Annotated in this window: 22 protein-coding genes and 1 pseudogene; 12 read left to right on the top strand and 11 right to left on the bottom strand. The window is 68.2% G+C overall.

Features of this window, described 5'->3' with window-relative positions; genetic code table 11:
- Positions 1-119: 119 nt before the first annotated feature.
- Positions 120-1,010, bottom strand: coding sequence for a LysR family transcriptional regulator (locus tag WS45_RS02370; RefSeq protein WP_059697968.1), 891 nt, complete (start codon positions 1,008-1,010; stop codon positions 120-122).
- Between the two features lie 98 nt (positions 1,011-1,108).
- Between WS45_RS02370 and WS45_RS02365 the strand changes: the two genes are divergently transcribed.
- Positions 1,109-1,549 carry a PACE efflux transporter gene (locus WS45_RS02365; RefSeq protein ID WP_059697967.1) on the top strand — a complete coding sequence of 147 codons (441 nt, stop codon included), beginning with the start codon at positions 1,109-1,111 and terminating at the stop codon, positions 1,547-1,549.
- Positions 1,550-1,643: 94 nt separating this feature from the next.
- Here WS45_RS02365 and WS45_RS02360 read toward each other — a convergent pair whose 3' ends face one another.
- From WS45_RS02360 to WS45_RS34680, 6 genes are all read right to left on the bottom strand, one after another.
- Positions 1,644-2,495 (bottom strand): alpha/beta fold hydrolase, encoded by an 852-nt coding sequence (locus WS45_RS02360; protein WP_059697965.1) that lies wholly within the window; start codon positions 2,493-2,495, stop codon positions 1,644-1,646.
- A gap of 214 nt (positions 2,496-2,709) precedes the next feature.
- Entirely contained in the window at positions 2,710-3,039 is a 330-nt protein-coding gene (locus WS45_RS02355; RefSeq protein WP_059698222.1) for a DUF3579 domain-containing protein, read from the bottom strand.
- A 20-nt stretch (positions 3,040-3,059) separates the two neighbouring features.
- Entirely contained in the window at positions 3,060-4,421 is a 1,362-nt protein-coding gene (locus WS45_RS02350) for a sigma-54-dependent transcriptional regulator (RefSeq protein ID WP_059692282.1), read from the bottom strand.
- Positions 4,411-6,297, bottom strand: coding sequence for a sensor histidine kinase (locus WS45_RS02345; protein WP_059692307.1), 1,887 nt, complete (start codon positions 6,295-6,297; stop codon positions 4,411-4,413). Before WS45_RS02345 ends, WS45_RS02350 begins: the two co-directional genes overlap by 11 nt.
- 128 nt (positions 6,298-6,425) lie before the next feature.
- Positions 6,426-7,790 carry a 2-hydroxycarboxylate transporter family protein gene (locus WS45_RS02340; protein ID WP_059692283.1) on the bottom strand — a complete coding sequence of 455 codons (1,365 nt, stop codon included), beginning with the start codon at positions 7,788-7,790 and terminating at the stop codon, positions 6,426-6,428.
- Between the two features lie 100 nt (positions 7,791-7,890).
- The gene (locus tag WS45_RS34680) at positions 7,891-8,139 is read right to left on the bottom strand and encodes a hypothetical protein (RefSeq protein WP_059697964.1); all 249 of its coding nucleotides are present in this window, start codon (positions 8,137-8,139) and stop codon (positions 7,891-7,893) included.
- A gap of 74 nt (positions 8,140-8,213) precedes the next feature.
- Between WS45_RS34680 and WS45_RS02330 the strand changes: the two genes are divergently transcribed.
- Genes WS45_RS02330 through WS45_RS02305 form a run of 6 tightly spaced genes read left to right on the top strand, consistent with a single transcriptional unit; the run spans position 8,214 to position 14,448 of the window.
- The gene (locus WS45_RS02330) at positions 8,214-9,044 is read left to right on the top strand and encodes a MetQ/NlpA family ABC transporter substrate-binding protein (RefSeq protein WP_059528440.1); all 831 of its coding nucleotides are present in this window, start codon (positions 8,214-8,216) and stop codon (positions 9,042-9,044) included.
- Positions 9,045-9,054: 10 nt separating this feature from the next.
- Positions 9,055-10,473: an LLM class flavin-dependent oxidoreductase gene (locus tag WS45_RS02325; RefSeq protein ID WP_059697961.1), complete on the top strand. Its 1,419-nt coding sequence runs from the start codon at positions 9,055-9,057 to the stop codon at positions 10,471-10,473.
- Positions 10,474-10,491: 18 nt separating this feature from the next.
- Complete coding sequence (locus WS45_RS02320; RefSeq protein ID WP_059697959.1) at positions 10,492-11,679, top strand: methionine ABC transporter ATP-binding protein; 1,188 nt, start codon at positions 10,492-10,494, stop codon at positions 11,677-11,679.
- Entirely contained in the window at positions 11,672-12,328 is a 657-nt protein-coding gene (locus WS45_RS02315) for a methionine ABC transporter permease (RefSeq protein WP_047902352.1), read from the top strand. Before WS45_RS02320 ends, WS45_RS02315 begins: the two co-directional genes overlap by 8 nt.
- 54 nt (positions 12,329-12,382) lie before the next feature.
- A complete protein-coding gene (locus WS45_RS02310; protein WP_059528427.1) occupies positions 12,383-13,240 on the top strand; it encodes a hypothetical protein in 858 nt (285 codons plus the stop codon).
- On the top strand, positions 13,237-14,448 hold the full coding sequence (locus WS45_RS02305) for an acyl-CoA dehydrogenase family protein (protein ID WP_059697957.1): 1,212 nt from the start codon (positions 13,237-13,239) through the stop codon (positions 14,446-14,448). Before WS45_RS02310 ends, WS45_RS02305 begins: the two co-directional genes overlap by 4 nt.
- A gap of 42 nt (positions 14,449-14,490) precedes the next feature.
- Here WS45_RS02305 and WS45_RS02300 read toward each other — a convergent pair whose 3' ends face one another.
- Entirely contained in the window at positions 14,491-16,218 is a 1,728-nt protein-coding gene (locus tag WS45_RS02300) for a YadA family autotransporter adhesin (RefSeq protein WP_059697954.1), read from the bottom strand.
- 389 nt (positions 16,219-16,607) lie between these two features.
- Between WS45_RS02300 and WS45_RS34675 the strand changes: the two genes are divergently transcribed.
- Complete coding sequence (locus tag WS45_RS34675; protein WP_156437011.1) at positions 16,608-17,054, top strand: hypothetical protein; 447 nt, start codon at positions 16,608-16,610, stop codon at positions 17,052-17,054.
- Here the strand turns inward: WS45_RS34675 and WS45_RS02290 are convergent.
- Entirely contained in the window at positions 17,026-17,490 is a 465-nt protein-coding gene (locus tag WS45_RS02290; protein WP_082721818.1) for an Lrp/AsnC family transcriptional regulator, read from the bottom strand. The two genes, WS45_RS34675 and WS45_RS02290, sit on opposite strands and share 29 nt — an antisense overlap.
- Positions 17,491-17,664: 174 nt before the next feature.
- Between WS45_RS02290 and WS45_RS02285 the strand changes: the two genes are divergently transcribed.
- A complete protein-coding gene (locus WS45_RS02285; RefSeq protein ID WP_059697948.1) occupies positions 17,665-18,291 on the top strand; it encodes a LysE family translocator in 627 nt (208 codons plus the stop codon).
- Positions 18,292-18,297: 6 nt separating this feature from the next.
- Here WS45_RS02285 and WS45_RS02280 read toward each other — a convergent pair whose 3' ends face one another.
- Positions 18,298-19,149 carry a helix-turn-helix domain-containing protein gene (locus WS45_RS02280; protein ID WP_059697946.1) on the bottom strand — a complete coding sequence of 284 codons (852 nt, stop codon included), beginning with the start codon at positions 19,147-19,149 and terminating at the stop codon, positions 18,298-18,300.
- Between the two features lie 267 nt (positions 19,150-19,416).
- On the opposite strand from WS45_RS02280, the gene WS45_RS02275 reads away from it, so the two are divergent.
- Both WS45_RS02275 and WS45_RS02270 read left to right on the top strand, forming a co-directional pair.
- A complete protein-coding gene (locus WS45_RS02275; protein WP_059697944.1) occupies positions 19,417-20,379 on the top strand; it encodes a DUF2167 domain-containing protein in 963 nt (320 codons plus the stop codon).
- On the top strand, positions 20,376-21,101 hold the full coding sequence (locus tag WS45_RS02270) for a site-2 protease family protein (RefSeq protein ID WP_059697942.1): 726 nt from the start codon (positions 20,376-20,378) through the stop codon (positions 21,099-21,101). Before WS45_RS02275 ends, WS45_RS02270 begins: the two co-directional genes overlap by 4 nt.
- Before the next feature lie 69 nt (positions 21,102-21,170).
- Here the strand turns inward: WS45_RS02270 and WS45_RS35980 are convergent.
- Positions 21,171-21,338 (bottom strand): annotated as a pseudogene (locus tag WS45_RS35980) (MFS transporter); the annotation flags it as partial.
- A 207-nt stretch (positions 21,339-21,545) separates the two neighbouring features.
- On the opposite strand from WS45_RS35980, the gene WS45_RS02265 reads away from it, so the two are divergent.
- Complete coding sequence (locus tag WS45_RS02265) at positions 21,546-23,123, top strand: aldehyde dehydrogenase (NADP(+)) (protein ID WP_059697940.1); 1,578 nt, start codon at positions 21,546-21,548, stop codon at positions 23,121-23,123.
- Positions 23,124-23,174: the final 51 nt, after the last annotated feature.

The raw sequence follows: 23,174 nt of genomic DNA, 5'->3' as shown, positions 1-23,174 counted from the left end.
GCTCCGGTTGCAGGTCCCAGGGCGAATCGGGGACTGCCGGAAGACGCGAAGCAACTGCAACTAACGGTCTAGCCGTCGGGCATTGACCAACGCTGCGGCGGCGTTCGCCGCCGCACCGCTTACCTGTTGTCGCTTTCCGCCCGCAGCGCCCGCACCAGTTCGCTGGCCGCCTTGCCGAGCCCCGTGTACTTCGGCCGGCGCAGGTACACGGGCAGCGGCAGCCCGTTGCGGATGTTCGCGAAGACGAGCGGCGCCAGTTCGCCGTCTTCGACATGCCGGCCGATCAGCGATTCGGGCAGGTTCGCCCAGCCGTGTCCGGCCTTCACGAGCGCGATCGCGGTGGCCATGTCGGTCACCTTCCACGTGCGGTTGCCGATCACGGGACGCACGTCGGTGAGCGGCCGTTCCGGGTCCGCGATGACGATCTGCCGAAACCCCGACAGCCGTTCGATCGCCTCGGGATGCGCGCCTTCGGCGATCGACGGATGGCCGGGCGCGGCGACGGCGATCAGCGTTTCGGTCCACAGCGCGTGGATCTGTTCCTGCGGATGAAGATCGAGCCCGCCGTACGCGACGCAGAGATCAACCGCGCCGCGATGCAATGCGTCGACGATCGCGTCCTGCGGCGCGGTGACGATGCTGATCGCGAGCGCCGGATATTTCGCGGCGACGGCGGTCAGTGCGCGCGCAACGGGCGCGCCGTCGAGCTCCGCCGCGAGGCCGAGCCGCAGCGTGTCCTCGACGCCTTCCGACAAGTGCTGCGCATGCGCGCGCAACGCCTGCAACCGTTCGGCGATCGACCGCGCATCGGGCAGCAGCGCGGCCATCGCGGCGGTCGGCGTGGGCTCGCGCGTGCCGCGATCGAACAGCACGAGGTCCAGCTCGGCCTCGAGGTTCGCGATCGCCATGCTGACCGCCGACGGCGTGCGGCCGAGCGCGCGCGCGGCCACCGAGAACGAGCCTTTGTCGATGACGGTCAGCAGCATGTCGATGTGGTCGCTGGTCAGCATCGGCGGCCTCCTGTCAGAAAAATTGAAAGGACCTGACTTTTGCGGGCGAAGTGCCCGCTGTAGTCTCGCCACCTCGTTCGATATGAAGGTGGTGGGTCATGCAAGGATGGAAGAGACGCATAGTCTACGTCGTGATGTTCGAGGTGCTCGGCATCCTCGTCGCATCGTCGGTGCTCGGCATGCTGAGCGGCGCGAGCGCGACGACGAGCGGCCTGCTCGGCGTGATGATCTCGACGACGGGCGTCATCGTCAATTTTCTGTACAACCTCGGGTTCGAGGCGTGGGAGCGGCGCCGCGCGGAAACGACGCGCACCGTCGCGCGGCGCGTCGTGCATGCGATCGGTTTTCAGGTCGCGCTCGTGACGTTCCTGATCCCGCTGATCGCGTGGTGGCTCGACGTGTCGCTGGTGCAGGCGTTCCTGTACGACGCGGTGCTGATCGTGTTCTTCCCGATCTTCACGTTTACGTACAACTGGGCGTTCGACAGCGTGTTCGGATTGCCGGAGGCGGTGACGCGCAAGGCGGCGCCAGTGGCGTGACGCAGAGGGATGCGAAACGATGCGGATTGCGTGCGCCGTTTCGCTTCTGCAAGAGAGAGAGGAAGACGGGCGGCGCGAATGCCGCCCGCGAGCGTTACGCGGCGACGAACTCGTGCACGTAACGGTTGAACACCGCGGGGCTCGCCGCGTTCATCCCGTGCGACGCACCGGCGACGGTCTGCCGTTGCGCATCGCCGATCCATTGCGACAGCGTGTCGACGTTGTTGCGGAACATCTTCGGGCTGCGCTGGCCGTCGATCAGCAGCGTACGGCACGCGATATCCGACGCCGTGTGCTGCGAATACGCGGGCAGCGGATCCTGAAGCTGCTTCGGCAGCGTGCTCGCGTTGTCGATCGCCATCGTGCGAAAGCGCGACGTGCTCTTCTTCCATGCGCCGGGCAGGCTCACCGAATCGACGAACATCTCGAGGCCGGCTTCCACTTCGCCTTCCCCGATCAGGTTCACGGCCTTCGTGCGCAGTGCGATCGCGGCGGCCGGCAGCGCGGCTTCGCGCACGCCCGGCTGCTGCAGCGGGCCGCCCGGATCGGCGAGCGTCAGCGTGTCGACGAGGTGCGGATGCTGGCGGGCGACGTTGAACGCGACGCTGCCGCCTCGCGAGTGGCCGACGAGATGCACGGGGCCGAGATCGAGTGCGTCGATGAATTCGGCGAGCTCGTCGACGTGGTTCTGCCAGCTGAACTCGTCCTGGATGCCCGCTTCGACGGCCGGCCAGTAGTGGCTCAGGCTCGGCGCGATGCAGCGGTAGTGGGCCGACAGCGACGCGAGTTGCGGATCCCAGTAACGGTAGTCGCACAACGATCCGTGCACGAACACCATCGGCGCGCCGCTCCCCCGCTCGACATACGGCAGGCTGATGCCCGACGAAAGCGTCGCAAATTGCAGGTCCGGGTTCGCGAGCACCGACGGCTCGATTCGCATGTTCATGACTGAAAACTCAATGGGTGCGTCATCACGTCGCAACTATGCCTCACGGCAAGCTGCAAGGAAAACGCATAATTTTCATCGTCACGATCAATTTTATTGATGGTTCGGCTGAAAACCCTTGCCGCAGCGTGGGGATGTGGCGAAGCTTTCAATCATCTGATGATTGGCTGCGCGGATGAAAGCGCGGCGAAGGCCGCCGAACGCGGCCCGCGCATTACCGCACCACCAACGCCGGCGCGGTCTGAAGCTCGACGGGAAGATCGTTGTCGGCGGCGAACTGCATCGCGAAGTCGAACGCGTCGGTGCATACGTCGCGCAATTCGTCCGACACGAACAGGCATTTGACGCCGCCGTCGACGACCGGCATCGCGAGCCGCGACAGCGCGCACGGATAGCCGGGCCGCCGCTCGCCGACGAACAGCGTGATGACGCCCGCGAGCCGTTCGGGCCAGTCGCTCGGGCGGAACGTCTTGTGTGCTCGGGTGACACCGCGGATCAGGTGGCCGTCGATGCGGCCGCGTGCGGTGATGTCGATGCGATCCATGCCGTGCGTATCCTTTCGCTTCATTCGCCGCCGTCGGCCGCCGCGTCGCCGCGCGCGGGAATCCGCAGATTGCGCAGCTTGTGATAAAGCGTCTTCTTCGGCATGCCGAGCGCAACGCTCGCATCCGCCACGTTGCCGTTGTGACGCCGCAGCATGTCCTCGATCAGCATCCGCTCGAAATACGCCATCTGCTCGGCAAGCGTGCCGCCCGCCGCCGGTTCGCCGCCGGACGACAGCAGGCTGTCGCCGGTCAGCCCGAGCACGAAGCGATCGGCCACGTTCTGCAGTTCGCGCACGTTGCCGGGCCATGCATGCGTCATCAGTTCGGACACCTGCGCAGCGGTGACGACCGGCGCCGGCTGCCCGAAGCGCCGCGCGGCCGCGAGCACGAAATGCTCGAACAGCAGCGGCACGTCCTCGCGCCGCTCGCGCAGCGGCGGCAGCTCGATCTGCGCGACGTTGAGCCGATACAGCAAGTCCGCGCGGAAGCGCCCGTCGGCCGCGAGTTCGGCGAGATCGGCCTTCGACGCGGCGACGACGCGGCAATCGACCGGAATCAGCTCGTTCGCGCCGAGCCGCTCCACCACGCGTTCCTGCAGCACGCGCAGCATCTTGATTTGCAGCGGAATCGGCATCGTCTCGATCTCGTCGAGAAACAGCGTGCCGCCGTGCGCCCATTCGATCTTGCCGATGCGCTTCTTGATCGCGCCGGTGAACGCGCCGGCCTCGTGGCCGAACAGCTCGCTCTCGAACACCTGCTCGGGCAGGCCGCCGCAATTCAGCGCGACGAAATGCGCATCGCGCCGGCCGCCGAAGTCGTGCAGGCTGCGCGCGATCAGTTCCTTGCCGGTGCCCGTCTCGCCGGTGATGAGCACCGACACCGACGTATCGGCGAGGCGCAGGATCTTCTTGCGCACGTCGGCCATCGAGGGCGACTTGCCGAGCACGAACGCCTCGATACCTTGCCAGTTGTTGAGCGCCGCGCGCAGCCCCTGCACCTCGAGCGTGAGCCTGCGCTTCTCGACCGCGCGCGCGACGCGGCCGGCGATCACGTCCGACGAAAATGGCTTCTCGATGAAGTCGTATGCGCCGTCCTGCATCGCGCCGACGGCCGTCGAAATGTCGGCGTGGCCGCTGATCAGCACGACCGGAATCTGCGTATCGACGGCCATCACGCGTTCGAGCAGCTGCAGCCCGTCGATGCCCGGCATCCGCACGTCCGACACGATCACGACGGGCGCGCCGGGCGCGACGTGCGCGAGCGCGTCGGCGGCCGACGCGAACGCGTCGACCGGGAACCCCGCGAGCGCGACGGCCTGCTCGACGCCGATCCGGACGTTTTCATCGTCCTCGACGACCAGCACGCGAATCTCATCTTCCATGCTCTGTCCTTTGTTGCGGCGTGACCGCCGCGAATTCGATGGTGAACTGCGCGCCGCCGGCGTCGCGGTTCGTCGCGGCGATCTTCGCGCCGAACGCCTCGACGATGCGCGACGTGATCGCGAGGCCGAGCCCGAGGCCCTGGCCGCGCGGCTTGGTGGTGACGAACGGCTCGAACAGGTGCGGCAGCACCTCCGGCGCGATGCCGGCGCCGCTGTCGGCGACGGTGAGGCGCACGCGGCCGGCTGCGTCCGCATCGTCGGCTTCGATGACGATGCGCCGCACGGGCGCGTCATGCACCGCGTCGAGCGCGTTGCCGAGCAGGTTCACGATCACCTGCTGCAACTGGCTCGATTCCGCGGATACCGTCGTGCCGGGCGCGATGTTCACGTCGAGCTGCACGCCTTCGTCGCGGATCCGCGCATCGTAGATGAGCCGCGCGTGCGCGACGGCCTCGTTCAGCGACACGGCGACGCGCTCGACGTCGGGCTTGCGCGCGAAGGTCTTCAGCTCGCCGGTGAGCACGGCCATGCCGTCGACCAGCTTGCCGATCCGTTCGAGATTGGCGTATGCCGGCGCCGGCTGGCCGCGCTCGAAGAACGTGCGTGCGTTGTCGCACAGCGTGCGGATCGCGACGAGCGGCTGGTTCAGCTCGTGCGTGAGGCCCGCGGCCATCTGCCCGAGCACCGCGAGCTTGCCCGCGTGCACGACTTCCTGCTGCGAATCGCGCAGCCGCTGCTCGGTGCGTTCGCGTTCGACGATCTCGCGCTGCATCCGCTCGTTCGCGGCCGTCAGCGCGGCCGTGCGCTGCGCGACGGTCAACTCGAGCCGGTCGTTCGCGCGGCGCAGCGCGTCCTGCGCGTTCAGCCGCGCGACGATCGCCCGGCGGCGCTGGATCGCGTAGCCGACCAGCAGCGCGGCGATCAGGAACGCGCCGGTGACGAACACGAACGCGGTTTGCTGCTGGCGCCGCGCGCCGGCGATGTCGAGCAGCACCATCAGCGAGTCGCCGGCCTGCGGCGCGGGCCGCGACATCACGAGATAGCGTGTGCTGCGACCGGCGTGACGCGGATCCGGGAACGTGCCGAACCATGCGGCGGCGCTGCGGTCGCCGATGTGGCGGTACGGCAGCACGTCGACCGTGCGGCCCGCGTATTGCCGCGACGCCTGGATGTCGCGCTGCTGCTGCGCGGTGATTGGGCGCAGCGCGGTGAATTTCCACGCCGGCTCGGTCGAGATCACGACCACGCCGTTGCCGTCGACCACCATCGCGGCGACCCCCGGCGCGCGCCACGCGGATTCGAGCGGGTCGACGCTGATCTTCACGGCGGTCGCGCCGATCGGCACGCCGTCGTCGCGCACCGCGCTCGCGAAGTAGACGCCCGGCACGCCGGTGTTGGTGCCGATCCCGAAGAAGCGGCCGCTGCCGTGCGCCAGGGCATCCTTGAAGTACGGCCGGTACGACACGTTGGTGCCGACGAAGCTGATCGTCTCGTTCCAGTTGCTGGCGGCGATCACTTCGCCCTGCAGGTCGATCACGTCGACGGCACCGCTGCCCGCGTCGCGGTTCACGGCTTCGAGATACGTGTTCACGGTGTGCGTGAGCGCGGGCCGGTCTTGCGGCGCGGCGCGCAGCAGCGTGCGCACGCCGTCCTGGCGGGCGACCAGGCCGGGCAGGATCTCGAAGCGGCCGAGTTCGCTCTTCAGGCTCGATGCGTACAGGTCGAGCCGATGCGCGCCGGTTTCCTCGAGCGCGTCGATCGCGCGTTCCCATGCGAAATCGACGGCCGCGCCCGCCACGCCGACATACAGCACGGCGGCCGACGCCCACCCCCACCACGGGATTCCCTTGAAGCTCTTCTGCACGTTCGCCCTCATCGAAGCCCGCAACCGGTCGTCCGCAACCGGCCCCCGGAGCGACGCCCCGAACGACGCGCGCCGCGCGCCGGCAGGGCCGGCGGCGGCGCGTGCGAAGCAGCCTGCGCGACGGTGCGCGCAGCGGCGCGTCATCCGAAGTGCGCGACCAGGATCAGCGTCACCGTGACGACGATTGCGCCGCCGATGCGCGTCGCGATCTGCGCGAACGGCATCAGCTGCATCCGGTTCGCGGCGGTCAGGATCGCGACGTCGCCGGTGCCGCCTTGCCCGCTGTGGCAGGCGTTCACGATTGCGGTGTCGATAGGGTACATCTTCAGCAGGCGGCCGACCACGAAACCCGTGCCCATCAGCGTCGCGACGGTCGACACGATCGTGACGACGTTGACGATCGTGAAGGCGGCGGTCAGCTTGTCCCACGGCGTCATCGCGACGCCGATCGCGAACAGCAGCGGATACGTGACGGCGGTCGAGAAGAACTTGTAGACGACGAACGCGCCTTCCTGCAGCGGCGGCGACACCGCGCGCGCGAGCTTCACCAGCACCGCGAGGAACAGCATCGCGACCGGCGCGGGCAGGCCGAACAGCTTGTGCGCCATCAGGCCGACGAGGTACAGCGTGATCGCCGTGATGCCGGCGCCCGCGATGTGCGTGACGTCGACGTGGCCGCGGATTTCCTCGCTTTCCGGCGTCATGTCGCCGCTTTCGCCGACCTGCAGGCGGCCGTTGCCGGTCAGGTGCGGCAGGCGCTTGCCGAGCATGTCGAGCGCGCCCGACAGGATGATCGCGGTCAGGCTGCCGAGCATCACCGGCGGCAGCACCATCGCGAACATCTCGCCCTGCGGCAGGTGCATCAGTTCCGAATAGCCGATCGACAGCGGAATCGCGCCTTCGCCGACGCCGCCCGCCATGATCGGCACGACGATGTACAGCAGCGTGTGGCGCGCGCCGAGGCCGAGCGCGGTGCCGACCGCCGTGCCGACGATCGCGGCCGCGACCGAGCCGGCGGCGAGCGGAATGAAGATCTTCACGAAGCCCTGGATCAGCACGCGCCGGTCCATGCTCAGGATGCTGCCGACGATGATCGACGCGATGAACAGGTACAGGAAGTTCGTCGACTTCGTGAACTCGACGGTGAGGTTCAGCACGGGCTTCGGCAGCACGTGGTAGTAGGTGAGCGCCGACGGCACGAAGGTCGCGAAGATCGCGGCCGCGCCGATGTTGCGCAAGAGCGGCAGGCGCTTGCCGAGTTCCGCGCAGGTGAAGCCGAAGAACGCGAGCACGGCGATCGCCATCGAGATCTCGCCGGGCACCTTGCCCGTCACCGCGAAGCCGACGATCAGCCCGAACAGGATCACGTAGACCGGCAGCGGGATGATGCCGATGCGGATTTCCATCAGCTTCCACCAGCCTTCAGGCCAGAAGCGCTCGCGCGTGGCGGGACCGGCTTCGGCAATCGGCTCGGCACGGGTGGGGGTAGGGATTGAGGTCTGCAAGACGTGTCTCCTGATGTTGGAATGCCTGCATGGCTTCGCGGCATCGTGTGCCGTCTATTACGCAACCCCCGTGCCAGAAATCCGGCCTGCCGGAATATTTTCAATGCATTGATTCATAACGGATTTGTTTCGTCTGCGGAAAGGGTTGCAGCCGCAGGTGGCCGAGATTTCGGAATTCGCCCGCCGGCCAGGCCGAGATTTCGGCCAACTGGCCATCCGGGCGGCTGCCCGCGCGGCGGATCGCGCGCCATATCGCCGCACGCGATTTTCTTCGCACAATCGCTTCGTAGACCGCCTTCCCGCCGCTCTCTATCATCGACTGATCCTTTTCCGATGCGACGACGACCATCCGGAGAACGCCCGCGCGTTCGCCGCGGCGTCGCTCATCCGTCGATACCGTCTTTGGACAGGAGAGTGGTTCCCATGCTGCATGCCGTCTTTTCCACCCGCTTTTCCCCCGGCCGCGTGGCCAGCCTGCTGGTCGCCGCGCTGCTCGGCGTCGCGATGCTGAACGGCGCGCGCGCCGATACCGCGCCGTTGAAGGTCGGCATCTCGACGAGCCCGCAGATCGATGCGCTGAAGATCGCCGCGAAGGAGGCGAAGGAGCAGGGCCTCGACGTGCGGATCGTCGAGTTCACCGACTGGAATACGCCGAACGCGGCGCTCGCGAACAAGGACATCGACGTCAACTACTTCCAGCACATTCCGTTTCTCGAGAACGCGAAGAAGCAGGGCGGCTACAACTTCGTATCGATCGCGCCCGGCACGATCATGAAGATCGGCCTCTATTCGAAGAAGGTGAAGCGCTTCGACGAGCTGAAGGACGGCGCGCGCGTCGCGATCGCGAACGATCCGGTGAACGGCGGGCGCGGGCTGTTGCTGCTGCAGCGCGCGGGCCTCATCACGCTGAAGCCGGGCGCCGACTACCGCGCGACGACGCACGACATCGTGTCGAATCCGAAACACCTGAAGATCATCCCGCTCGAAGCGTCGCAGCTCGCGCGCTCGCTCGACGACGTCGACCTTGCGCAGGGCTACCCGAGCTTCATCAAGCTCGCCGGCACGACCGACCCGAACAGCGCGCTGCTGTTCGACGGCACCGAGAACAAGAACTTCGCGATCCAGTGGGTCGTGCGGCCGGAGAGCGTGAACGATGCGCGCATCCGCAAGTTCATCGCGATCTACCAGCACTCGCCGGCGGTGCGCCGGGCGCTCGACAACGCGTTCGGCTCGCTGTACGCGATCGCGTGGTGACGGAGGCGACATGACGACGGCGAACCGCAAGAAGATCCTGCTCAACGCGTTCAACATGAACTGCGTCGGGCACATCAACCAAGGGCTGTGGACGCATCCGCGCGACCGCTCCGCGCACTACACCGATCTCGACTACTGGGCCGATCTCGCGCGGACGCTCGAACGCGGCAAGTTCGACGGGATCTTCCTCGCGGACATCGTCGGCGTGTACGACGTGTTCGGCGGCGGCCCGGACGCCGCGCTGCGCGAATCGGTGCAGGTGCCCGTCAACGATCCGCTGCTGCTCGTGCCCGCGATGGCGCAGGTCACGCAACATCTCGGCTTCGGCGTGACCGCGAACCTGACCTACGAGCCGCCTTACCTGTTCGCGCGCCGCATGTCGACGCTCGACCATCTGACGAAGGGGCGCGTCGGCTGGAACATCGTGACCGGCTATCTCGACAGCGCCGCGCGCGGGATGGGCCTCGCGCAGCAGATCGGCCACGACGACCGCTACGAACGCGCGGACGATTACATGGACGTCGTCTACAAGCTGTGGGAACTGAGCTGGGACGACGACGCGGTGATCCGCGATGCGCACGCGCGCGTGTTCGCGCAGCCGGGCAAGGTGCGGCGCGTGAAGCACGACGGGCCGTTCTATTCGGTCGACGCGATTCACCTGAGCGAGCCGTCGCCGCAGCGCACGCCGGTGCTGTACCAGGCCGGTTCGTCGGCGCGCGGCGTCGAATTCGCGGGGCGGCATGCGGAATGCGTGTTCGTGAACGGGCAGAGCAAGGCCGCCGCGCGCGCGGCCGCGCTCGACATTCGCGCGGCCGCCGCACGGCAGGGGCGCGACCCGGCATCGATCAGGATTTTCGCCGGCGTGAGCGTCGTGACCGCCGAGACCGAACGTCTCGCGCGCGAGAAGTTCGACGAATACCGGCGCTACGCGAGCCCGGAAGCCGGCCTCGCGCATTTCGCGAGCTCGACCGGCATCGACTTCGCGAAGTACGGCCTCGACGAGCCGATCTCGTACGTGAAGACCGACTCGATCCAGTCGGCCGTCGACGCGATCTCGCGCAAGAGCACGACCGGCACGTGGACCGTGCGCCGGATGCTCGAACAGATGTCGCTGGGCGGCCGCTATGCGCCGATCGTCGGTTCGCCGTCGCAGGTCGCGGACGAACTGCAGTCGTGGATCGACGAGACGGGCATCGACGGTTTCAACCTGACGCGCACCGTGATGCCCGAGTCGTTCGAGGATTTCGTCGACTGGGTCGTGCCGGAATTGCAGAACCGCGGCGTCTACAAGGAAGACTACGATCCCGCCCCGACGCTGCGCGAGAAACTGTTCGGCGCCGGCGCACGGCTGCCGGCCTGGCACACGGGCGCGCGGCACCGGCCCACCGCCGCGCCGGCGACGGAACCCGCGCATCCCGCGCATGCATGAACGTGACGGAGCGAAGCGATGACGCAATTGTTCGATACGCTGGGTTTCATCGAGGCTTCGGCCGCGCGGGCCGGCGCAGGCGCGCACGCACAAGGGGCGCTTGACGAAGCGGCCGCGCGCGCCGACGGCGCCGCCGTGTCGCTCGCGCACGTCGGCAAGGTGTTCTCGACGCCGCGCGGCCAGGCCGCCGCGCTGCGCGACGTGACGCTCGACGTGCGGCGCGGCGAGGTGTTCGGGATCATCGGCCGCAGCGGTGCCGGCAAGTCGACGCTGCTGCGGCTCGTGAACGGCCTCGAGCGGCCGAGTTCGGGCAGCGTACGCGTGCAGGGCGTCGACGTCGGCGCGCTCGACGAGGACGGGCTCGTCGCGCTGCGGCGTCGCACCGGCATGGTGTTCCAGCATTTCAACCTGCTGTCGGCGAAGACGGTGTTCGAGAACGTCGCGCTGCCGCTGAAGATCGCCGGCGTGCCGAAGGCCGAGCGCACGCGCAAGGCCGAGGCGCTGCTCGAACTCGTCGGGCTCGCCGCGAAGCGCGACGCGTATCCGGCGAGCCTGTCGGGCGGCCAGAAGCAGCGCGTCGGCATCGCACGGGCGCTGGTGCACGACCCGGAGGTGCTGCTGTGCGACGAGGCGACCTCGGCGCTCGATCCCGAGACGACGCAATCGATCCTCGCGTTGCTCGCCGACATCAACCGCCGCCTCGGGCTGACGATCGTGCTGATCACGCACGAGATGGAAGTGATTCGCGCGGTCTGCGACACGGTCGCGGTGATCGAGCAGGGCGAGGTCGTCGAAACGGGCCCGGTGTGGCGCGTGTTCGGCGAACCGCGCCACGGCGCGACGCGGGCGCTGCTCAGCACGCTCGTGCACGACCTGCCGGCCGAACTGGCCGCGCGCGTGCGGCCGTTGCCCGAGCAGGCCGCGCTGCCCGACGGCGCGCAGGTGGTGCTCGACGTTCGCTATACGGGCGAGAGCGGCGGCGAGCCGGACGTCGGCGCGCTCGCGGCGGCGCTCGGCGGTTCGGTGCGCTTTCTGCACGGCGGGATCGAGCGGATCCAGGGCCATGCGCAGGGGCGTCTCGTGATCGCGGCATCGCCGCGCGCGGATGACGCGGGGCAGCCGCCGGCACGCGGCGGCGCGGTCGCGGCACTGCTCGAACGCGCACGCCGCCATGCGAACCACGCGGAGGTGCTCGGCTATGTTTGAACTCTGGTGGCCCGAACTGCTCGACGCGATCCGCGACACGCTGTCGATGGTCGCCGCGTCGGCCGCGATCGCCGCGCTGATCGGCATCCCGCTCGCGGTGATCCTCGTGACGACCGCGCCGGGCGGCATCTACGCGCGGCGCGGCGTGAACGCGGTGCTCGGCGCGCTCGTCAACGTGTTCCGCTCGACGCCGTTCATCATCCTGCTCGTCGCGCTGCTGCCGTTCACGCGCGTGCTGATCGGCACGACCATCGGCGTGTGGGCGGCCGTCGTGCCGCTGTCGATCGCCGCGATTCCATTCTTCGCGCGGATTGCCGAGGTGAGCCTGCGCGAAGTCGATCGCGGGCTGATCGAGGCCGCGCTCGCGATGGGCGCGAAACGTCGCCACATCGTGTGGCACGTGCTGCTGCCTGAGGCGCTGCCCGGCATGCTCGGCGGCTTCACGATCACCGTCGTCGCGCTGATCGGCTCGACCGCGATGGCCGGCGCCGTCGGCGCGGGCGGGCTCGGCGATCTCGCGATCCGCTACGGCTACCAGCGCTTCGACACCACCGTCATGGTGACCGTGATCGTGATCCTGATCGCACTCGTTTCGGCCGTGCAAATCACGGGCGACCGCCTGGTCCGACGCGTGACCCGGCGTACCTGAGCGGCGCCACGAGCGCCGGCTCTTTTCATTGAAGACCCTGAGAGAACCATACCCATGACCTTACCTACCGGCGCGCCGCGCGAATGGAACGGACAATTCGAGGAAGCGCTGTTTCTGGACGTCGCGCGACGCCATCGCCCCGACTTCCCGGACAAGCTGGCGACACCGCCGCGCGAGCCTCGCGATGAAGACGAACGGGCCGCCGTCGCCGACTACTACACGAAGATGGCGTCGCACGACCTGTTCATCGTGCAGGTCGTCGCGAAGGCGATCGACACGCTGTTCCGCGACGACCCGCATTTCCAGCTGATCCTGTCGCGTCAGCTCGGCGACGACGGCGCGCACGCCGTGATCGGTCGCGAACGCGTGACCGAACTGACGGGCCGCGATCCGCTGCCGGAAGTCGATCGGCTCGTCGCCGCGCACTGGGAACGCATCGGAGACATCGCGGTGCGCGACGTCGCGGGCTTTCTCGCGTTCGAATGGCATTACGAACTGCACATCCTCGCGAAGCTGTGGATTCAGCGCAAGACCGGCCGCATCGCCGACGGCGCGATGCGCGAGCACGGCGAGAACCGGATTCGACCGGACGAGGAGTGGCATCGCGTGCAGATCGTCCAGTGGTGGTTCGACACGTTGAAGGCGCTGCCGGCCGCCGAGCGCGACGCGCTGATCGATCGCGTGATCGCGGCCGACGAGGAAACGCAGGCACGGCTCGACGGTTATCTGCACGACGAATATGCGCACACCGCGCACGTGTTCGGTGCCGATATCGCCGAATACCGCGCGATCTACGACGACTGGCGGCGCGAGATCCTGTCGCGGCTGACCGGCCGTCGACTCGGCGCGCTGGTGCCGCTGTCGAGCGATGTCGTTGCGCACGCAACCGTTGCGCAGGAAGCCGTCGCATGAACGATCCTCGCGGCCCGGCGACGCTGGCGCCGGACTCCGACGCCAGCGCGATCGACGCCGATGCGCTGGCGCGTGCGATCGACGCGCTGCGTGCGACGGCCGCCGCGCGCGACCGCGCGGGCGGTCATGCGGCCGACGAGAAGCAGCGGCTCGCCGACGCGGGCCTGCTGACGCTCGCGGTGCCGCGCGAATTCGGCGGACAGGAAGCCGAGTGGCCGGCGATCTACGACACGATCCGGCGGATCGCGCGCGTCGACAGCGCGCTCGCGCATCTGGTCGGGTTCCAGATACTGCAGGTGGTGAGCGTCGACGTGTGGGGCAGTGCGGCGCAGCGCGAACGCTATCTGCGCGGCACGGTCGAGCATCGCTGGTGGTGGGGCAATGCCGTGAACCCGCTCGACACGCGGCTGGTGGCGACCGCGACGCCGGACGGCGGCTACCGGCTCGACGGCGTGAAGGGATTCTGCTCGGGCACGCGCGGCTCGCAGCGGATGACCGTGTCCGCGCACGATCCGGAAACGGGCCGCGCCGTGTTCGGCGTCGTGCCGACCGATCGCGACGGGATCACGGTCAACGACGACTGGGATCCGGTCGGCCAGCGCCAGACCGACAGCGGCAGCGTGCGCTTCGACGGCGTGACGCTCGCGCCGGACGACGTGCTGCACCGGTCCGAGACGCCGCCGACGCCGCGCGCGACGCTGCGCACGCTGGTGTCGCAGCTCGTGTTGACGAACCTGTTCGTCGGGCTTGCGGAAGGCGCGCTGGCCGAGGCGCGCGAATACGTGCTGGCGCACGGCCGGCCGTGGATTGACTCGGGCGTCGCGCAGGCGAGCGACGATCCCTATACGCTGCAGCGCTTCGGCGACATGCGCGTGCGGGCGGTTGCGGCGGCGTCGCTGGCCGATCGCGCGGCCGTCGCGTTGCAGCGCGCATGGACGCGGCGCGACGCGCTGACGGCTGGCGAACGTGCTGAAGTGGCGCTCGCGGTGTCGGACGCGAAGATCGTCGCGCAGCGCGCGGCGCTCGACAACGGCGAGGCGCTGTTCGATGCGTGCGGCGCGCGCGCGACGGCCGCATCGCTCGGCCTCGACCGCTTCTGGCGCAACGCGCGCACGCATACGCTGCACGATCCGCTCGACTACCGGCTGCGCGACGTCGGCCGGTTCGCGTTGACGGGGGAATTGCCGCAGGCGTCGCTGTATACGTAGCGTCGGCAAGCCGTCCGCCGGCGCTGCGCAGCTCGGTGTCGCCTACCAGCGATAGCCGACGCCCGCGCCGGCGCCGAACGAGCCGTGGCCCGACACCGCCGTCGTGATCGAGCCTTTGACGAGCCATTTCGTCGTCGCGACCGACAGGCCGACCGCCATCGCGCTTTGACCGCCGTACGTGCCGCCGCCGAGCGCAACGACCTTCTCGCCGGGCAGCACGGCCTGCGGCAGGTTGGCCATCGCGATCGCGCTCGCCGTGCCAGCGTTCGCGTCCTTGCGGTACTTCGACATTTCTTCGCGCACCGAATTGATCGCACCGTTCAACTGGCGCACGTTGACGCCGTCCGTTGGCGCTGTGCCGTCGGCCACGTTGGTCAACTGGCGTTCGGCACCCGGCGCGCCGATCGAAACCGTGTTGTCGCGATCCGCGATCGAGTTCGCGCCCAACGCCACGGCATTGTTGGCGCTCGCGCGGCTGTTCGTGCCGATCGCGGTGGAGTCCGTGCCGGACACGTTCGAGCCGGTGCCGATCGCCGTGCCGTTCGTGGCGGTGACCTTCGAATTCGTACCGATGGCCGTGCCGTTCGTCGCGGTGACGGTCGAATTCACGCCGACCGCCGTACCGTTGTCGCCCGAGACGTTCGAGCCGTTGCCGACTGCCGTTCCATTCGTGGCGGTGACCGACGTATTCGTGCCGATCGCGGTGTCCGTCGTGTCCGTCACCGTGCCGCTCGGGACGCTCGACGAGATCTTGCCGACGGTGGTGGTCAGCGCCGCGAGATCCGTCGTCAACGTCGAAACCTGGCTTGCGATCGAGAACAGCTGCGAACCATTGACGGCGTCCGTGCTGGTTGAGCTGATTGCACCGGCCGCGACGTTCACGATCTGCCGCTCGGCACCGGCGCTGCCGACGCTGACCACACCGACCGGCGTGCCCGCGAAGCCGCTGTAGCTGACGCCGTTGAGCGTTACGCTGCTCACGGTCGTGAACGCGCGCGTCGCTGCATTCGAGCCCAATGCGACGGAGTTCGCGTCGGCGGCGTTCGCGCCTTCGCCGATGGCGACCGCGTTCACGGCGGATGCCGTCGCGCGGGCGATGGCCACGCTGCCGGTTGCGGACGCCGAGCTGTCGATGCCGAGCGCGACCGCATCGTTGGCGCCGGCGTTCGCCTGGAAGCCGAGGGCCGTCCCGCCGGCTGCCACGCTGCCCTTGCCGACCGCCGTCGAGAACGTCGCGGTCGCGCTCGCGCCTTGTCCGACCGCCGTTGCCTGGTCGACGGCCGAGGCACCCTGACCGAATGCCGACGCGGTGGCTCCATTGGCGATCGCGCCGTCGCCGACTGCCGTCGCCTGGATACCGGTTGCTCGGGTAAGCGCGCCGAGCGCCGTTGCGTGGTCTCCGTTGGCGGTGGAATTGCCGCCGACCGCGGTTGCCTGCGTGCCGGTCGCGCCGGCCATGCGGCCGATCGCGACGGTTTCGCTATAGGCGCCGGTCGACGAACCGGAGTTCGCCACCGCCGCGGTGCCGATTGCCACGTTGTCACAACCCGTTGCGGCCGCCGGATACGTGCTGCTTCCCGAGATCGCGATGTTGCCGACGCAGCCGCCCGACGTTTCGGTCGATGTGCCGTTCTGCACGTAGTCGGCCCGCGCCGGCGCGGAGGCGGCGAATGCGACCATGGCGGCGCTGACCGCGACGGCAAGCGTGGCCTTCGACTTCTTCGGTGCGCGTCGTGCGGAAAGTTCCAACCCTCGTTGATGCTTGTTCATTTCGTGTTCCCAGGCTCAATGTAAAAGTCGTGTTGTGTTTTGCACGGTCCGCGCACGATTTCACGCTCGCATCGAATCGTTCGTGTCTCTTTCGTGACAGGTGCCGCCTGTCCATCCGGCAAACAAAAGGTCTACTAATCAAATTCGACATTCGCCGGTATTGAAGAGACAAGAACCGCGCACGGATCGCAGCTACGTGCTTCGGTCGCGGCCACATCCGGACTTCGGGGATCCGAAGCTCGAGCCGCGACGACGCATTTTGATTGGCCTCGGCCGAGCCTATGTTTGCCGCGGCGTCTGAACGCTATGTTTCGGGAGAAACTCGGTCGGTGAGGGGGGGCGGTGGTGGGCAGGTGGTGCGGCGCGCTCGTGCGGGTAGGCGTCTCGTCGTGCGGCACTTCATCGTCGAATTCCGTCCCGACCGTCATTGCGACGACGGGAATGCCGTAGACATCGACCGCGTGCGGGAACTCGGCTTTCTCGATCGATTTCATGTCGCCGGCGCGCGAGAGCGACAGCCGCGTACCGGGCGGCATCTCGATGCACGGCAGACGCGCGCTTTTCTCGAGCGCCGGATGCTTCGCGGTTTCTTCCTTTCTGATATTCGCCTCGGCCCGCCACCCGATCGCCGCCAGGAACGAAATGCCGAGAACGATGAAGAAGGTGCCGGAGAAAATCGGGTGCCGCCGCCGGTGTGGCCCGGACGGCGAACGGCATTTCAGGATCTTGTACGAACGGACGTCACTGTAGTGTTCCGGCGCATCGATCCGATGACGGCAGCGCGCACGCCCTCGCCTTTCCGCATGCCTAGATCGGCAGACGTACCGTCTGCTTGATGCGCTTCAGCGGGATCTCGGTTTCGACGTTGCGTACCCCTTCGATCCGGGTGAGCGTCTCCATCTGAAAGCGCTGGTAATCGTCCAGATCCTTCGCGATGACGCGCAGCAGATAGTCGTAGCTGCCGGCCATCAGGTGGCATTCGAGCACCTCGGGCGCCTGCTCCATCTCGCGCGCGAAGCGTTCGACGGTGGTCTTGTCCTGGCGTTCCAGCGTGACGCGCACGAATGCCGTGAATCGCAGCTCGACGGCCGCCGGGTTCAGCAGGGCGACGTATGCGTCGATGACGCCCTGTTCCTCGAGCAGGTGAACGCGGCGCAGGCAGGGCGTGGGCGAGAGGCCGGCCTGCTGCGCGAGCTCGGCATTCGTCTGGTTCGAGTTTCGTTGCAGCGCACGCAAAATGCGCCGGTCGATGGCGTCCAGCTTGATTGGCATTTTTAGCTACCAAGAATGTCGATGTTGGAGAATAACCCCACATCAAGCATCGAAAGTAGCCAATTTCGCAGCCATTCTCCACGGCAACTTGCCGATAATCCGATGACTGCCCGGCCCCGGAGGCGTGTGCGATTCCCGTCCGTCGCGCCCGGTGCCGCTTTCAGGAGAATTCCGATGCCGCACGTAGCCTGGTTGCCGTTCATGGCCACTTCCCTTCTGATCATTCTGACGCCGGGCCAGGACATGGTGCTCGTGATGTCGCGCACGCTATCCGGCGGCACGCGGGCGGGCCTCGTGACCGCTGCGGGCGTCAGCGTCGGGTTGCTAGTGCATACGATGTTCGCGACGCTCGGGCTGGGCGCGCTTCTTCAGGCATCCGAATGGCTGTTCACTGCATTGAAGATGATCGGCGCGTTGTACCTGCTGTACCTCGGCATCACGCTGCTGCGTTCGTCCGGCGAGCTGACGCTCGCGAGCGGTCGCGATGCGCCGGCGTCCGGGTGGCGCACGTTCGCGCAGGGCGCGCTGTCCAACGTGTCGAATCCGAAGGTCGCGCTGTTCTATCTCGCGTTTCTGCCGCAGTTCGTGCCCGCGGGCGCCGCGCATCCGATGGTGTCGCTGTTCGTGCTCGGCATGACGTTTGCCGGCCTGACGTTTCTCGTCAAGGGGCCGGTCGCGCTGTTCGCCGGCCTGCTGTCGACGTCGATCCGGCGTAATCCGCACATCCTGACCCGCATGCATCGGGTGAGCGGCGCGGTGCTCCTCGGGCTGGGCGTGAAGCTGGCGTTCGAACGTCGTTGACGATGCTCACTGAGGAGCCGGCAGCGCGTCCGCCAGCGCGCGCATCGCGTCCACCGTTTCCGGGTTCGCCGGGAAAAACGCCTCGATCGCGAGTTCCGACAGCGTGACGTCGACCGGCGTGCCGAACACCGTCGTCGTGCTGAAGAACGTCAGTTCGCCGGCGGCCGTGCGCAGCCGCAGCGGCACCGCGATGTCCGCATAGTCGGCGCGCGCATGCGTGTCGTCGGGCTGGCCGGCCGGTGCCGGATATGCGGCGAGTTCGTCGCGCAGCGCATGGAGCGTGCGGTCGCCGCTCGCGTCGATCTGCCGTTGCAGCCGGTGCAGGATATGCGCGCGCCATTCGTGCCAGTTGACGATCTGTGGCGCGAGGCCGTCAGGATGCAAACTGAGGCGCAGCACGTTGACGGGCGGCTGCAGGAGCGCCGGATCGGCCTGCGCGACCAGCGCGCCGAGCATCCGGTTCGCGGCGAGCAGCGTCCAGTGGCGATCCACCGCGAGTGCCGGGTAGGGCTCGTGGCCGCGCAGCACGGCTTCGACCGCGTGGCGCGCCGCATCGAGCTGCGGATCGGAGAAGGGCCGCTCGCGAAACAGCGGCGCATAGCCGGCCGCGACGAGCAGCGCGTTGCGCTCGCGCAGCGGCACGTCGAGGCGCTCCGCGAGATGCAGCACCATCTCCCGGCTCGGCTGCGCGCGCCCCGATTCGACGAAGCTCAGGTGCCGCGCGGACACCTCGGCCTCCAGCGCGAGGGCCATCTGGCTCAGGCGCCGGCGTTGACGCCAGGTGCGCAGCAGCGAGCCGATGCCGGACGCGCGGCCGGCGGACGGGGGGAGCGATTGAAGGGCGGCGGTCGAGTTCATGACGAGGATGATAGGCAATCCCGCGCGCATCGGGCATTACCTGCGAGGTAAGCATTCCGGATCGATGTGCATCGGGCGTGCATCGCCGCCTCCGCCCGCTGTCGCCTGAAGCTCTCTTCCGCCCCCGCATTTCGATCCCGGATGCGCGCCGACGCTGCGTTACCATAGCCCTCGTGCCACCTGAGAGGCGGCACCGGACCCGCGACCACCACGCACGGGCCGGATGCCGCGCACATTCACGACAAGGCATTCCAGGGGAATCCAACAATGAAAAAAATCGCCGTCCGCGTCGCCTGCGTGGCGATGCTCGCGCTCGCCGCAACCAGCGGCCATGCGCAGACCGAAGCCGCGCAGGTCGAAATGAGGGCCGCCGCCGCGGCCGCCAACAAGGTCGTCGTGAAGGGGCCGGCCGATATCGACGTCAAGCACGAAGCCGTGCTGAAGCTGAAGGAAGGCGAATCGTTCGTGCCGGCCGCCGAAGCCGGACGCTACCTGCGCTCGATGGGCAACTCGATCGACGAATCGAAGCTGGTCGGCCTCGTGCTGCCCGAGGACCCGGACGCCGACTGGATCTCGGTCGTGTCGTTCGAGCCGAGCGGCTACATCCGCGACGACGACGCGAAAGACTGGAAACCCGACGAATTGCTGAAGAGCCTGCAGGCCGGCACCGAGGAAAACAACCCGGCGCGCAAGGAGCGCGGGCTGCCCGAGACCGAGGTGGTCGGCTGGGCGCAGGCGCCCGCGTACGACGCCGCCACGCACCGGCTCGTGTGGTCGGCGATCATCCGCGACAAGGGCGCGGCCGCGAATGCGGAGAGCGACGGCGTGAACTACCGGACGCTCGTGCTCGGCCGTGACGGCTACCTGTCGCTGACGATGGCGTCGACGCTCGCCGATCTGCCGAAGTACAAGGCTTCGGCCGACGACCTGCTCGCGAACATCCGCTTCAACGACGGCAAGCGCTATGCCGATTTCAACAAGTCGACCGACCACGTCGCCGAGTACGGGCTCGCGGCGCTGATCGTCGGCGTCGGCGCGAAGAAGCTCGGGCTGCTCGCGCTGATCGGCGCGTTCGCCGTGAAGTTCTTCAAGATCGGCGCGGTCGCGTTGCTGGCAGGCGGCGCGGCGCTGAAGCGCTTCTTCGGGCGCAAGCCGAAGCCGGCGGCCGTGCCGGTCGTCGCCGATGCAACCGACGCAGCCGCCGTGTCCGGCATGGAGCGCAAGGAATGACCAAGCTGCTGCTGCTGATCTTCGGCGGCCTGAAGCTCGGCAAGGTGCTCATGTCGGCGGGCACCATGCTGGCGTCGATCGCGGTCTACGCGCTGTTTTACGGGTGGCGCTTCGCGGCCGGTTTCGTCGCGCTGCTGCTGGTTCACGAAGCCGGCCACTACATGGCCGCGCAGCGACGCGGGCTCGACGTCGGGCTGCCGACGTTCATTCCGTTCGTCGGCGCGTGGATCCAGCTGAAGGAGATGCCGCACGACGCCGAAACCGAAGCGTACGTCGGGCTGGCCGGGCCGTTCGTCGGCACGCTCGGCGCGCTGGCCTGCTACGCGGCCGCGCGGCACTACGACAGCAACCTGCTGCTCGCGCTCGCCTATACGGGCTTCTTCCTGAACCTGTTCAACATGATTCCGCTGTCGCCGTTCGACGGCGGGCGCATCACGGCGGTGCTGTCGCCGCGCATCTGGTTCGCGGGCGTGCCCGTGCTGATCGCGCTGTTCGCGTACCGGCCGAGCCCGCTCCTGATCGTGATGGCGATCCTCGCGTTGCCGCAGTTGAAGCGCGCCTGGCGCTACGATCCCGACGCGCCGGAGAACCGCGCGTACTACACGACGTCGGTCGAGACGAAAACGACCTACGCGCTTTTCTACGTCGGCCTGCTCGCGTTTCTCGCGCTGATGACGTCCGGCGTGCACGACATGCTGCGCGTCGCGCATTCGGCGGCTTGAGCGATGTAAGAACGGCGGCCGCTCATGCGCGGCCGCCGTCGTCTTTGCAAGTCGTTCGGCAATTGCGCGGGCACGTATGCCCCAGCTGAACCCCGAGACGGCGAACAGCATCGCCAGGATCCAGTAGCGCACGGCGGTGCGGCGGGCGGTGCGTGCAAGATCGATCGGAAGATCGCGAGGGGAGGTTTGATTGGGTGCTTTAACGTACGTCGTCGTATGACATGACCAGAAGTTCATGAGGCCTCGCCGAACCCGAAACGTCGGGTTTTCCCTTGGCGAAGCGGCGTGAAATGGCCAACATTTGGGCAAGACCCGAATGGATAAGGGTTTCGCGCAGAGTGTGGCAGGATCGACGATCGGCGCGAATCCTGTAATCGTGTCGGCAGACATCGTATCTGTTGAGCTACAATGAACCAATCATTCCCGAAACACGGAGCACACCCCATGCAACTGACTGGAGAGATGCTGATCGGCGCCGATGCGGTGGCCGGCTCGGCCGGTACCCTGCACGCGTTCGACCCGACGAAGGGCGCGCCGATCGATGCGCCGGCCTTCGGCGTCGCGACGCAGGCCGACGTCGACCGCGCGTGCGAGCTCGCGCGCGACGCGTTCGATGCGTACCGCGCGCAGCCGCTGGCGGCCCGCGCGGTGTTTCTCGAAACGATCGCCGACGAAATCGTCGCGCTCGGCGACGCGCTGATCGAGCGCGCACACGCCGAAACGGGCCTGCCCGTCGCGCGGCTGCAGGGCGAGCGCGGCCGCACCGTCGGCCAGCTCCGGCTGTTCGCGCGCGTCGTGCGCGACGGACGCTTCCTCGCCGCGTCGATCGATCCCGCGCAGCCCGCGCGCACGCCGCTGCCGCGCTCGGACCTGCGGCTGCAGAAGGTCGGGCTCGGGCCCGTCGCGGTGTTCGGCGCGAGCAACTTCCCGCTCGCGTTCTCGGTGGCCGGCGGCGATACCGCGTCGGCACTCGCGGCCGGCTGCCCGGTGATCGTGAAGGCCCATGAGGCGCACCTCGGCACGTCCGAGCTGGTCGGCCGCGCGATCCGCGCCGCGGTCGCGAAATGCGGGATGCCGGCCGGCGTGTTCTCGCTGCTGATCGGCCCCGGCCGCGTGACCGGCGCGGCGCTCGTCAGCCATCCGGCGGTGCAGGCCGTCGGCTTCACCGGCTCGCGGCAGGGCGGCATGGCGCTCGTGCAGCTCGCGAACGCGCGCCCGCAGCCGATTCCCGTCTATGCGGAAATGAGCAGCATCAACCCGGTCGTGCTGTTCCCGGCCGCGCTGGCCGCGCGCGGCGACGCGATCGCGACCGGCTTCGTCGATTCGCTGACGCTCGGCACCGGCCAGTTCTGCACGAATCCGGGCCTCGTGCTGGCGGTCGATGGCCCCGATCTCGACCGCTTCGAGTCCGTCGCGGCACAGGCGCTCGCGAAGAAACCGGCCGGCGTGATGCTGACGAGCGGCATCGCCGACGCGTATCGCAATGGACGCGGCAAGCTGGCCGAACTGCCGGGCGTGCGCGAAGTCGGCGCGGGCGAGGCGGCGCAGACCGAATGCCAGGCAGGCGGCGCGCTGTACGAAGTCGCGGCGCCGGCGTTCCTGGCCGAGCCGGCGTTCGGCCACGAAGTGTTCGGGCCGGCATCGCTGATCGTGCGTTGCCGTGATCTCGACGAAGTCGCACGCGTGCTCGACGCACTCGAGGGCCAGCTGACGGCCACGCTCCAGATGGACGCCGACGACAAGCCGCTCGCGCGCCGCCTGCTGCCGATCCTCGAACGCAAGGCCGGGCGCCTGCTCGTCAACGGCTACCCGACCGGCGTCGAAGTGTGCGACGCGATGGTGCACGGCGGGCCGTTCCCGGCGACGTCGAACCCGGCGGTCACGTCGGTCGGCGCGACCGCGATCGACCGTTTCCTGCGGCCCGTGTGCTATCAGGACTTCCCGGACGACCTGCTGCCCGAAGGGCTGCAGGAAAGCAATCCGCTCGGCGTTCCGCGGCTGCGGGACGGAAAGGCGGAGTGACGGTGCGGCGGCGCGGCGCGAAGCCTGGCCGCTTGCTGAACGACTGAAAGC

The sequence above is a fragment of the Burkholderia sp. RF2-non_BP3 genome (assembly GCF_001522185.1).
Lineage (GTDB): Bacteria > Pseudomonadota > Gammaproteobacteria > Burkholderiales > Burkholderiaceae > Burkholderia > Burkholderia diffusa.
This window is presented reverse-complemented; position numbering and strand designations above follow the sequence as displayed.

Bases quoted from the DNA above. Each gene is read 5' to 3' on its own strand.
- WS45_RS02370 (WP_059697968.1), bottom strand. From the start codon at position 1,010: ATGCTGACCAGCGACCACATCGACATGCTGCTGACCGTCATCGACAAA.
- WS45_RS02365 (WP_059697967.1), top strand. From the start codon at position 1,109: ATGCAAGGATGGAAGAGACGCATAGTCTACGTCGTGATGTTCGAGGTG.
- WS45_RS02360 (WP_059697965.1), bottom strand. From the start codon at position 2,495: ATGAACATGCGAATCGAGCCGTCGGTGCTCGCGAACCCGGACCTGCAA.
- WS45_RS02355 (WP_059698222.1), bottom strand. From the start codon at position 3,039: ATGGATCGCATCGACATCACCGCACGCGGCCGCATCGACGGCCACCTG.
- WS45_RS02350 (WP_059692282.1), bottom strand. From the start codon at position 4,421: ATGGAAGATGAGATTCGCGTGCTGGTCGTCGAGGACGATGAAAACGTC.
- WS45_RS02345 (WP_059692307.1), bottom strand. From the start codon at position 6,297: ATGAGGGCGAACGTGCAGAAGAGCTTCAAGGGAATCCCGTGGTGGGGG.
- WS45_RS34680 (WP_059697964.1), bottom strand. From the start codon at position 8,139: ATGGTCGTCGTCGCATCGGAAAAGGATCAGTCGATGATAGAGAGCGGC.
- WS45_RS02330 (WP_059528440.1), top strand. From the start codon at position 8,214: ATGCTGCATGCCGTCTTTTCCACCCGCTTTTCCCCCGGCCGCGTGGCC.
- WS45_RS02325 (WP_059697961.1), top strand. From the start codon at position 9,055: ATGACGACGGCGAACCGCAAGAAGATCCTGCTCAACGCGTTCAACATG.
- WS45_RS02320 (WP_059697959.1), top strand. From the start codon at position 10,492: ATGACGCAATTGTTCGATACGCTGGGTTTCATCGAGGCTTCGGCCGCG.
- WS45_RS02315 (WP_047902352.1), top strand. From the start codon at position 11,672: ATGTTTGAACTCTGGTGGCCCGAACTGCTCGACGCGATCCGCGACACG.
- WS45_RS02310 (WP_059528427.1), top strand. From the start codon at position 12,383: ATGACCTTACCTACCGGCGCGCCGCGCGAATGGAACGGACAATTCGAG.
- WS45_RS02305 (WP_059697957.1), top strand. From the start codon at position 13,237: ATGAACGATCCTCGCGGCCCGGCGACGCTGGCGCCGGACTCCGACGCC.
- WS45_RS02300 (WP_059697954.1), bottom strand. From the start codon at position 16,218: ATGAACAAGCATCAACGAGGGTTGGAACTTTCCGCACGACGCGCACCG.
- WS45_RS02290 (WP_082721818.1), bottom strand. From the start codon at position 17,490: ATGCCAATCAAGCTGGACGCCATCGACCGGCGCATTTTGCGTGCGCTG.
- WS45_RS02285 (WP_059697948.1), top strand. From the start codon at position 17,665: ATGCCGCACGTAGCCTGGTTGCCGTTCATGGCCACTTCCCTTCTGATC.
- WS45_RS02280 (WP_059697946.1), bottom strand. From the start codon at position 19,149: ATGAACTCGACCGCCGCCCTTCAATCGCTCCCCCCGTCCGCCGGCCGC.
- WS45_RS02275 (WP_059697944.1), top strand. From the start codon at position 19,417: ATGAAAAAAATCGCCGTCCGCGTCGCCTGCGTGGCGATGCTCGCGCTC.
- WS45_RS02270 (WP_059697942.1), top strand. From the start codon at position 20,376: ATGACCAAGCTGCTGCTGCTGATCTTCGGCGGCCTGAAGCTCGGCAAG.
- WS45_RS02265 (WP_059697940.1), top strand. From the start codon at position 21,546: ATGCAACTGACTGGAGAGATGCTGATCGGCGCCGATGCGGTGGCCGGC.